Source organism: Caballeronia hypogeia (assembly GCF_001544875.2).
GTDB classification, from domain to species: domain Bacteria; phylum Pseudomonadota; class Gammaproteobacteria; order Burkholderiales; family Burkholderiaceae; genus Caballeronia; species Caballeronia hypogeia.
Window position 1 is genome coordinate 1 of record NZ_FCOA02000061.1, and the last position, 11,757, is coordinate 11,757.

The window sequence follows — 11,757 nt, forward strand, 5'->3', positions numbered from 1 at the left end:
CGCGATCTTCGCGAGCGAACCGCCAAACTTGCCTACCGCCGTACGCGCGGCCGATACGATCACTACGTCAGTCATTTTCTATCCTCGTCAAACAGCGAAAAGCCTGGGGCAAAAGTCCGTCCGCGACGAAAACGGCGCGAAACGAAACCGCGTCCATCTCATGTGGACGGCTTTGAGTTCGAACCGAACTCGGGCGGATTGTGTGCATCGTCGAGTGCGGAGCCATAGTCCGACCGTCCGATACTGAGCGCGCGACAGAAACGAGCGTCGCAGCGGCTACGGAACGACCTAGCCTATGCGTCCATACTCGTTCCGCAGAAAAGATCCCAGGCGGGATGCGGCAAAGGTAAAACGAATTGCGTGGTCCATTTAAATGGGCCTTTAATAGAATCTCTCAGGTTAAGCACCGGCCTTCTCTTTCGTCTCGCTGTCGGTCGTGAATCCACAGGGGAGATTCGGCTGCGCGATCACTCGCGTGCGGACAGCTGAGCGTTATTGGAAGTTATTCGGTTGTGCGTGCTTGTGCGTCGCACCAAATTAGTAACAATTCTAAACGCAAAACATGCGTAAAAAATTTCATATTAGTAGGTATAAACCCTAGATGAGGTAACAAGTCGCTTACTGATCATGCAGATGATTACAGAATTACTCGAACACACGTTCAATAATCATTCGATATGACAACGAAAATTGCGCAAGTTGTATGATCACTTGACCGAAGTTCGCGTCAAAACGGTATATCAGACCGCTTCGCGTGTCCAGTTCCTGCTGGTTATCGCAATGATTCCCGACTGGAATGCGCAATCGTTTAACCGGCTTTTAGCGTTATTCTTTATAAGTGGATTAACTAGCGCGTATAACGAATCTGTCTTTGCCGCGTTCCCTATCATGTCGTAATACCGCTGATTTATGACGCAGAAATGAAAGCGTCAAGTAAATTCGCTGCCGTTATTCCGCGACATAATGCCATCCGTCAAACAGACGGGAATTGTTACGAGCGGCGAAACGCACCGCTCGAAATACGACATCTCATCACAGCGCCAAAATCAGCTTTTTGCCTTTCGCACGTGAGCAGCACGCCATCATTCGCGTGTTCGACTGACGTTCGCCCTTGGTCAGCACGACATCCCGGTGATCCACTTCGCCGTCGAGCACCCGCACTTCGCACGACCCGCACAATCCCTCTTCGCAGTCGCTCTGTACGTCCACGTTCGCGCGGCGCAGCGTGGCGAGCAAGGTCTGATCGGCCGGCACGTTCAGCACGAGGCCCGAATCCTTCAGTTCGACCTCGAACGCCTGTTCGCGGTCCGGATCGAGCGTGCCGAGCTTCGACTCGAAATGCTCGATCTTCAACGCGTCCTCTGGCCAGGATGCGCTTGTCCGGGCGAGCGCGTCGAGCATGCGCGCGGGGCCGCAGGCATAGACCTGCGTGCCTTCGCCCACGCGCAGTGACCCGAAGTCGTTGCGCACGCCCTCTTCCGACACGTATATAGTCAGCCGCTCGCCGTGCAGTGCGCGCATCTCGTCGAGCAAGGCCATCGATGCGCGCGAGCGGCCGCTGTAATGCACTTCGTAGTCGATGCCGAGCGTACGCGCGCGCCGCGCCATCGCGCTGACCGGCGTAATGCCGATGCCGCCCGCGATCAGCACCAGCTTCTTCGCGGTCTCGTCGAGCCGGAAGTGATTGCGCGGCCCGCGAATGCGCCAGTGCGCGCCGGGCTTCACGTTCTCGTGCACCCACGCCGAGCCGCCGCGGCTCGACGTCTCGCGCAGCACGGCGATCTCGAAGGCGCGCGCATCGCCCGGATCGCCGCAGAGCGAATACTGGCGCGACAGCCCGGTGTCGCCGCACACGACATCGATATGCGAGCCCGCCGTCCAGCGCGGCAGATCGCGGCCATCCGCCGACACCAGCCGCACGCGCACGACGCGATCCGCGCAGCCGTCGACCGATTCGACGATCACCGCGCGGCTCACCGCATGCGACGACGGTTCGCCGATGCGCACCACCGCGCGCGCTTCGCGGACGGACGGATCGGCGCGTTCGGGGTTCATCCCCGGATCCCATTCGACGTGAAGATGCTCCGGCCCGCGAAACGACGTGTTCGGCACATAGGTGAAGCGCTGTTCCGCGAGGCGCATGTGCGGCAGGCGACGCGTGAGTTCGTCGAGAAAGACCTGCATTTCCATGCGTGCGAGGTTCTTGCCCATGCACTGATGCGCGCCGTAGCCGAAGGTGAGCTGATCGCTGGCGTTTTCGCGGCGGATGTCGAAGAGATCGGCGTCGGCGAACTGATGCTGGTCGTGATTCGCCGACGACGTGACGATCAGGAGCTTCGCGCCCGCGGGAATATCGATGCCGCCGATCGTCACGTCCTTCGTCGCGAGCCTGCGCCACGCGGCGACCGAGCCGTTATGGCGCAGACACTCCTCGACCGCGTTCGGAATCAGGCTCGGGTCTTCGCAGATGTCGCGCCATGCATCCGGATGTTGCAGCAGCAGCTTGAGCGCGTTCGCGGTCGCGTTCGCGGTGGTTTCGTGCGCGGCGACGATGCCGGCCATCATCATCGAATGCAGATACGAGTCCGTCACGACCTCGGGCATTTCCTTCTGCTTGCGGATGCCGTACTGCATCCAGCCCGGGCCGGAAGGGTCCTCGCGCATCTTGTCGAGCACCTTGCCCGCGAACTGCCAGAACTTGCCGACCGCGTGGGCGACTTCGACCTGCTCCTCGGGCTTCGGGCGTCCCCACGTGTTGACCGTGTGCGCGATCGAATAGTGGCGCAGCGTGTCCATGTCCTCCTCGGGCACGCCGAGAAAATGCAGCGCGACGGTGAGCGGCACTTCCCACAACATCTGATCGACGAGATCGGCGCGGCCATCGTCGATGAAGCGATCGACGTATTCGCGGGCGAGCGCGCGCACCATCGGTTCGTGATGCGCGAGCGCCTCCGGCGTGAACGGGTCCATCAGCGCGCGGCGGCGCGGCATGTGCGCGGGTTCGTCCTCGTTGACCAGCGTGCGGTTCAGCGCGAAGCCGTAGGACGCGAGCACCGCGTTCGCCTCCGGGCCCGTCGGCGTGATCTTCTCCAGCGCGATCGACGGGCTGAACGTGAGGTTGTCGCGGAAAATGGCCTTGATGTCGTCGTAGCGCGTCACGACCCAGTAGCCGAGCTTCGGGCTCCAGAAAACCGGCTCCTGCTCGCGCGCCCAGCGCACGTATTCGGGCGGGTCTTGGCTGTAGCTGTCGCCGAACGGATCGAATTCGGCGGCGCGCGCGCTCACCGGGCAGCCGTTCGGCGCGCGGGGTTCATCGTGAAATGGGCACTGCGGCGTGGCGGTCACGTTTGTCTCCGGCTTTCTTTATTAGCGTGACCACAGTATGCAACGGCTCACCACTTCCAGCGTACGCCCAAGCCCCCTTCGACCGCGCGGCGATACGAACCGCCGAGGTTCGTCGACCACGCGAGATTCGCGAAGACGCTGCCGCGCGCGCTCACCTTCGCGACAATGCCCGCGCCGAGTTGCGCGGTGGTCGCGGAGACGCTCGTCGGGATGACGGTCGTTCCCGCAAAGGTCGCGGTATCGGTCGCGCCGAAATAGCGCCAGAGGTTCGCGCGCAGGTAAGGCTCGAAGCTCGTCCCGGCCGCATCGAAATGGCCGTAGAAGCGCACGCCGAGGCGGCCGATCAGACCGCTCGCTTCATCGAAGGAAACGGTGGAGATGCCGTCGTTTATGTCGTGGAGATTCACGTGCTGCCAGATCAGTTGCGCCTGCGGTTCGATGGCGAGACCGGCCGGCAGCGGAATCGGCAAGCCCGCTTCGAGCGATGCGGCGAAGGCGCTGCCGTGGGTCGTCGCGCCGACGCCGCGATTCGATTGCGGATCGGCGGTGAGCGAGCTGCCGAGCAGCACTGCGTCCGTGTACCAGCCGCTCGGGCCGATGTGTGTCCAGTACAGTCCGGCGCTATACGCGTTGATCGACACATGGCCGACATCGGAATTGGGAAAGCCGAGCGCGAAGCCGCTGACGTCGCCGCTCGCGCGCGCGAAGCCCAGGAAGAAACCGTAGTGATTGCGATGACCGCCGGACGTCGCGTCCGAGTAGAAGTCGTGGCCCACTTGCACGCCGCCGATTCCGCCGCTGAATTCGGCATCGGCTGCGCCGCTGTTGTGTTGTGTCGTATGGCCGCCCCACACGCGCGCCCATGCGGCGGGTAGCGGGCCGTTTTCCGTTAGCAGCGACTGCTCGCCCTGGCGCTCGTGGAATGTGCCGATCTGCTGGATGGCCAACTCGCGCGCAACGGCCGGCAGTTCGGCATAGACCGGCACTTCCATGCGATAGAGCGGCGTCGGGGGCGAGCCGGGTGGCGGCGGCGCCGGAAGCGGTGGTGTGCCGGCTGCGGCTGTGGGGACGGCTTCTGGTGAAGTTGATGTTGGTGTCGGTGTTGGTGTCGGTGTTGGTGTCGGTGTCGGTGTTGGTGTTGGTGTCGGTGTTGGTGTCGGTGTTGGTGTCGGTGTCGGTGTTGGCGTGGGCGTGGGCGTGGGCGTGGGCGTGGGCGTGGGCGTGGGCACTATCGGAGCCGGCGGCAAGCTCGACCGCAGATACCAATTGTCCGCGGTGCCCTCGCTGACGCCGCCCTTGAACAGGTAATACGTATAAGCCCCCGCATTCAACGGCCGAGCAAGCGTGAACGCACCCGCCGATGTCGTCGCGCCGTTCGTCGCCTGCACGACGAGAATGCCGTCGCTGGTCGTGAGTCCGCCCGCGCCGCCGACATTCGTCACGCCAATCGACGTCGTTCCCGCCCCCACGCCCTGCGCGATCACGAGCTTGTCGCCCGGCGCGCCATCCGCAGCGAGCACGCTCTGCACAAGCAGCCGTCCGTCGTGGCCCGTGTAGTTGCCGTTCACGACGAACGCGTCGCTCGTGCTCGGGCCGCCGCTGGTCAGGTCGATCGTCCCCGCGTTGGTAAGCGCGACAAGTTGCCCGGCCACCGCCGGCTGGATTGCAGTGCGTCCGATACCGCCCGCGAAGATCGTGCTCGATGCATCGACATTCAGCGCGCCGGTTCCACTCGCCGCGTCGCCGAGCGTGAGTCCGTTGGCATCGAAGATGAGCTGCGTGTTGTTCGTCGCGCTGACCGTCTCCCAGTTCGAGAAACGTGCGAGGCCGCTCGCCTGAACATTGTCGAACGTAAGCGTGTCGGCGCCCGTACCGCCGTCGAAACGCGTCATCGCGGAAAGCGTCGCGTCGTTCAGATTGCGGATCACGGCCGAGTCGTCGCCCGCCCCGAGCGATATCGGTCCGGCGATCGTGCCGCCGCTCCATATCAGCGTGTCGATGCCGGAGGTCGTCGTGACGCCCAGCCCGATCGATCCGCCCGTGATCGTCAGCGCATTGGTGCCGCTGCCGAGATCGACGCGCCCACCGATCGTGCCGCCCGACATCGCGAACGTGTCGTCGTTCTGCGCGGCTGTCACGTTGCCGTCTATCTGTCCGCCCGTCATGCTGAAAATGTTGTTGCCGACATTCAGGTCCATGCTGCCGATGCGCCCACCCGTCACCTGCGCGACATCGCCGTTCGCGACCGCGCCGACGATACGCCCGCCCGACATCGTGAACGTGTCGCGGCCATCGCCCTGATCGAGGGAATCGACCTGCCCGGCGCTCATCGTGAAGGCGTCGACGCCGTCACCCTGCCGCACCTGTCCGGTGACGACGCCACCGTTCATATTGAACGTGTCGCTGCCGGTATCGGTGCGCACCGCGACGCCCGCGCCCCCCGCGATCGTGCCCGTGTTGGTGATCGACACGTTGATCTTGCCGCTCGCGGCAACGGCCTCCGCGCTCGTGCCGCGAATCGTGCCGGAGTTGGCGATCGTTTCGGCGCCGCCCGCGATCGTCACGCCCGTCGCGCCCTGAATCGTCCCCGCATTGTCGAGCGTGCCGCCGCCATTCGCAACGATGCCGCTCGCCCGCTCGCTCACGATGCGCGCGCCGACCGAATTCACGATCGCGCCACGGCTCGCCAGCGATACGCCGAGTCCGCCTGCGCCATGCGCCGTGATCGATCCCGTGTTGCCGATCGCGCCCGGCGTTGCATCCAGCGAAGCGATGCCGTGGGCGTTGCTGCCCGATACATCGATCGTGCCGTGGTTCGACATCAGGTTGCCGCCGGGACCGCTCACGATGCCGCCGTTGGCGAGCATGCCTGTCGCCGTCGCGCCGGTCGTCGTGATCGCTCCGTTGTTGATCAGCGTGTCGCCGCCGGTGCCCGCGCCCATGCCGATCGAGCCCGCGCCGCTCGTGACGATCGCGCCGTCATTGATCAGCGTGCCGCCGCCCGGGCTCGCGAAGTCGTTCATTGCCGTGGCGTTCGTGCCGCTCGTCGTCAGCGTGCCGCCGGCTGCGTTGCGCATCGTGACAGCGGCCGCGTTGTTGAACATCGCTTCCGAATTGTTTCCGGTTGTGAAAACCGCGCCGGTGTTCACGAGCGTGTTGCGCCCGGACGAACCCTGGGACGTCATGGCATCGAAGCCATCGCCGGTCACGCGCAGAATCCCGGCGTTCGTCACGGTACTCGCGTTGCACACGAACAGGCCGCTCTGGGCATTGACATCGAGTTCCGTGCCCGGCAAGACATTGATCGTCACGTTGCTGCTGCCCGGCGCCGCAATCACCGGCAGGCTCAACGGATTCGGCGCGCGTGCGTCGCACGTCGCCGTCTCGTCTGAGCGCGGCGCGGTGTTGTCGCACGCGCCGAGCGCGGACAGCGCACGAAAGAGGCAGGAGACGCCGAACGCGAGCGAAAGCGCATGAGCGAGCGGCATCGATCGGACGGGTAACGGCGAGCGGCGCATGAAACCTCCGGCCCGCGGACGATTTCGATTTAATCAGCATTGCCACGCATCGTTACGTGGATGCCTGTCATCGATGATGCTGCTCGTCCGCGACGATGTGCTCAGAGTAGTTCACACACCATGCAATGCAAAGGCCGCTGAATTGTGCGCCGCGCTGCAGGTCAGATGGGTTTGCCTTCGCTGGACGCCCAGTTGGGCATCAGCTGGTTGCTCGGCAGGGTTTCATCGATCAGCTTGCGAGCCGTCTGTCTTCCGGCGACCGGCAGCCCTTGCGGATCCAACACGCCGATCTGCATCAGCACCGAGGCCTGATCCCAATAGATATGCTCGTTATAGAGCTTGTCGCCGCGAAAGCGGATCACGGCGAGCATCGGCACTTCGAAGTATTTTCCGGTGGGCGCGAGGCCGGGCAGCAACCAGTCGATCTCGCGGTCATGCGTGGCGCAGAACACGAACTCGTCGACCACCCGATCCGAGCCGATTGTGCGCGACACCGGAATCAGCTTCGTATCCGCCGGATTCGAGTGGACGAAGTGATACCGGTAAAAGCGCTTCAGTTGATCGTGACCGACGCCGCCGGTCATCGTCGGCACGTGATTGACGTAGGGCTCGGCAACCATCGTCGGCATGACGGCATCGACGTCGCGCGTGGCGAACTCGAAATAGCAATGCTGTTCCCAGAGGTGGTTGAGGTCGAAGATCGGTCCGAGCACGCGACGCAGCATCGAGAGCGTGCGCGAATACGCCATCAGCGCGGCGGGTTTGTCATGATGCGCGTTACCCGGCGCGATGAAGCCCGGCGCGCTGCCGGGATACACATAGCGCTCGATATGCGGCTTGCCCGCGAGCACGGTTTCGATTTCGCGTGCGTCGTGCGCGCCGTGCTCCGGAAAGTGAAACACGATCGGGCAGCGAATCGTCGGGATGTCGGAGAGGCAGGCGGCGAGGTCGTCGGGGTAATAGCAGGCGGCGCAATCGACATCGGCCTGAGCGGCTATGCGCGTCGCGAGCCGTCCGCCGCGCCCGTAGCCGACCACGCCGACCTTGCCCGCATGCTGCGGCAGCGCGCGCAACGCGTCGATCAACGCCGCGAAATTCTCCGCCGCGACGCCGCCGGCTTTCGGTTCGTGTGCGGGAAGGCGGGGCGCGAGCACGACGTATCCTTCTTCGGCATACAGATCGGCCGCGCTGGTGACGAAATCGTCCAGGCCGGGCGAGTCGTGCAGCAGGACGATGCCCGGGCCCGATCCCTTCGCGGGCTGCGTCAGATAAGCGGGAACGGTCGCGCCGTCGCGAAGCGGAATGTCGATGAACGTGCCGGTCATTGCGTGCGTCTCCTTATATAGATAGGTGCGCCGCGGGCTCACGGCAGAAGCGTATCGGCGAGCAGTTTCACATTCAGCACGACGATCACGCCCGCAACGAACCACGCCAGCGCGCCGGTCCAGCGCGAAATGGCGAAGACGCCCATTTTGCTGCGGTCCGACACGAAACGCACCAGCGGAATGACGGCGAACGGCAGTTGCATCGACAGGATCACCTGGCTCAGCACGAGCAGTTGGCCCGTGCCCTTCTCTCCGTATATGGCGGTCACGACGATCACCGGGACGATCGCGATTGCGCGCGTGATGAGCCGTCGCGCCCAGTTCGGGATGCGCAGGCGCAAAAAGCCTTCCATCACGATCTGTCCGGCGAGGGTCGCGGTGACGGTCGAGTTCAGCCCCGACGCGAGCAGCGCGACGGCGAAGAGCGTCGAGGCGATGCTCAGTCCGAGGAGCGGCGAAAGCAGACGGAACGCGTCGCCGATTTCCGCGACATCCTGATGGCCGTTCGCATGGAACACCGCGGCGGCGACGATCAGGATCGCGGCGTTGATGAATAGCGCGAGCGTGAGCGCGATGGTGCTGTCGATCGTCGCCCAGCGAATCGCATCGCGCCGGGCCGCGACGGATTTTCCGTAAGCGCGGGTCTGCACCACCGACGAATGCAGATAAAGGTTGTGCGGCATGACCGTCGCGCCGATGATGCCGATCGCCACGTACAGCATTTCGCGATCGGCGACAATGCGCGGCGACGGTACGAAACCGCGCAGCACATCGGCGAGCGGCGGCGAGGCGGCGGCGACCTGCAACGCAAAGCAGCTCGCGATCACGACCAGGAGCGCAATGACGAATGCCTCCAGCAGGCGAAAGCCCTTGTTGATCAGCAGGAGCAGGAGGAAGGCGTCGAGCGCGGTGAGCAGCGCGCCGACGATCAGCGGAATGCCGAACAGCAATTGCAGCGCGATGGCGGTGCCGATCACTTCCGCCAGATCGCACGCGACGATCGCCGCTTCGCACGCGAGCCAAAGCGCGATGTTCACTGGCTTCGGATAATGATCGCGGCACGCCTGCGCGAGATCCCGGCCGGTCGCGACGCCCAGGCGCACCGAGAGCGCCTGAAGCAGAATCGCCATGAGATTCGAGATGAGGATCACCGCGAGCAGCGTGTAGCCGAAGCGCGATCCGCCAGCCAGGTCGGTCGCCCAGTTGCCCGGGTCCATGTAGCCGACCGAAATCATGAATCCCGGGCCTGCGAATGCCAGGAAGCGGCGGATCCATCGGCCGCTCTCGGGCACGTGCACCGACGCGTACACCTCCGGCAGGCTCGGCCGGAACTCGTCGTCCTGCTCCGGCGGTTTCTGGGCGGGGCGTACAGGATCGAGCATCGAAGCGAGTCTCCTGCGCATGGCGGTGACGGACGTGCTGAAAATATGCGCCGCGCGGCATGAACATTCAAGCGCGCGGCTTAGGCAAGGGAGGCTTCAGTATTTTCTTCGCTCGATGCTGATAATTCGACTTATCAGATGTACGCATTTTTCTTGTCAAATTCGAAGCTGGTTGATAACCTTGCCGCAAACGATTGATAAGAAAGGATAAATGAGCGAACAGCAGACACCGGCCGAAGCGCGTACGACGCGCGTCATCCGCGAAAGCGCCACCGATGGCTCACGTGCTCGCGCGCCCAGCCGTCTCACCCGGCAACATTTCGCACTGTATCGCGGCTATCTGGACGGCGTTTCGGAGGCGCAGTTGCACGCTTCTTACGGCGACGCCGGCGTCGATGTCCGCGCCACACGACGCCTGATCGATGCGCTGCGCGACACGCTCTCGGTTCTTGCCCGTCGCGCCCGGGACACGGAAGCAGCGCATCTGCTGCGGCTGCGCCCCGGCAGCATTCCCCTTTTCGAGCCCCCGCCGGCTTCGGCCGTGCCCACGCTAGACGATTTCCGCGAGCAGGTCGACCCCGGCGGCGTTTATGGCGAAGCGGAACTGCTGGCCCTTCACGAGGAAACCTATCCGCCGCAAAGCTCGCCCGTGCTCGACCGGCGGGCGACGCGCAACGCGCGGCTGCGGCGCCGTCAGGCGGAAGCGCTCGCGCGCATGGAGGCGTCGCTGGCGCAGGACCCGAAGCCGGATCACCCGATCGACGGCTGGTTCGAACCCGCGGTCACGGCACGGCTGACGGCTGCCGGAATGAACACCATCGCCGATCTGATCGCGATAATCGAAAGCCGGCGGCATCGTTGGTATGCAGCGGTGCCGCGCCTGGGCCCGAGAGGCGCTCAGCGCGTGGTCGACTGGCTGCAACTACATGCGGACCCGTTAGGACACACGCTTTCCCCGCGTGCCGTGGTGCCGCGCAGGCAATGGCGGGCGGACGATACCGCAGTCGCGCCACGCACCGGCATCGATGATGTTCGCGCGGTGGACATGGCGCCGCTTGAAGCGTTACGCGTGCCGGATGCGCTCGACGGCGCCAAAGGGTCGAATCGAGGGAAAGCGGCAAACCCTTTCGCCACGGACCAGAGGGCGATTTCCGCGTGGCTCGACGCCCGTTCGGCCAGCGAACACACTCGCCGTGCTTATCGGCGCGAGGCCGAGCGGCTCTTGCTGTGGGCGTTGCTGGAAAAGGGCAAGCCGTTCTCGTCGCTGGATAACGGAGAATGCGCTGAGTACATCGGCGTTTTTCTGCCCAATCCCCAGCCGGCGGCTCGATGGATCGGCAGACAGCGCGGCGAGCGCTGTTTCGCGCACTGGAGGCCGTTCGCCGGGCCGCTGTCGGACCGCAGCCGAGAAACAGCGCGCGCCATTTTGAGCGCGATGTGCGAGTGGCTCGTCGGCGAGCGTTATCTTGCGGTAAATCCGTTCGCCAACGTCGCGCGGGTGATGGCGCCCCCTATCTTTGAATCCGCGAACCGCACGCTCGATATCGGCCAGTGGGCGAGCGTGCTGCAATCTGTCACGCGCGCGGACTATACATTTTCGGAGCATCGCGACCGGCTCGCGCTGCTGCTCGCCTATGCCACGGGCCTGCGCCGGGCCGAATTGGCCGGCGCCACCACGGACTCGCTGAGCGTCGGGCGGCTATCCGGAGTGGACGGTCCGGTCTGGCGTCTGTCGGTCGCCGCGGCGCGGCGTTCCGGTTCGACCCGCAGCGTTCTGCTTCCTCCCGCGGTCATCGAAACACTGGAAGAAAATCTGGCGATGCGCGCGCTTCCAAGCGCCCTTTCCTGCCCCGAAGGCACGCCGATTCTCGCGCAGGCGCGCGGCGGTCGAGCCATCACGCCGGACGGAATCGGGAAGATATTCAAGAGCATTTTTTCGGACGCAGCGGCCGTCATGGAGTTGGAAACCGCCGGCAGCGGGCGTCGCCTGAAACAGGCCAGCACACACTGGTTGCGCCACACCCACTCGATTCACGCGCTCGCTCACGGCGCCGATCTGCGCGAAACCAGCGCGGCACTTGGCCACGCGGACCTCTCGACCACCTCGCTCTATTATCGGCTGAAAGTTTTTATGCACAGTAGCCAAGGTAAAGGCTTCCTAGGCGAGGCTCCAGCGTTGGTTTTCTG

General features: G+C 64.3%; 5 protein-coding genes. 1 reads left to right on the forward strand and 4 read right to left on the reverse strand.

What is annotated here, in order from left to right:
* Positions 1 to 1,032 precede the first annotated feature (1,032 nt).
* From AWB79_RS37430 to AWB79_RS37445, 4 genes are all read right to left on the reverse strand, one after another.
* Entirely contained in the window at positions 1,033 to 3,345 is a 2,313-nt protein-coding gene (locus tag AWB79_RS37430; protein ID WP_061172510.1) for a cytochrome P450/oxidoreductase, read from the reverse strand.
* A gap of 47 nt (positions 3,346 to 3,392) precedes the next feature.
* Positions 3,393 to 6,863: an autotransporter outer membrane beta-barrel domain-containing protein gene (locus AWB79_RS37435; RefSeq protein ID WP_096031664.1), complete on the reverse strand. Its 3,471-nt coding sequence runs from the start codon at positions 6,861 to 6,863 to the stop codon at positions 3,393 to 3,395.
* Positions 6,864 to 7,024: 161 nt separating this feature from the next.
* The gene (locus AWB79_RS37440) at positions 7,025 to 8,188 is read right to left on the reverse strand and encodes a dienelactone hydrolase family protein (protein ID WP_061172512.1); all 1,164 of its coding nucleotides are present in this window, start codon (positions 8,186 to 8,188) and stop codon (positions 7,025 to 7,027) included.
* A gap of 38 nt (positions 8,189 to 8,226) precedes the next feature.
* Positions 8,227 to 9,570: an Nramp family divalent metal transporter gene (locus tag AWB79_RS37445; RefSeq protein WP_061172513.1), complete on the reverse strand. Its 1,344-nt coding sequence runs from the start codon at positions 9,568 to 9,570 to the stop codon at positions 8,227 to 8,229.
* A gap of 211 nt (positions 9,571 to 9,781) precedes the next feature.
* On the opposite strand from AWB79_RS37445, the gene AWB79_RS37450 reads away from it, so the two are divergent.
* Positions 9,782 to 11,757 (forward strand): site-specific integrase (locus tag AWB79_RS37450; RefSeq protein ID WP_082862599.1); only part of this gene is annotated, 1,976 nt, incomplete at its 3' end.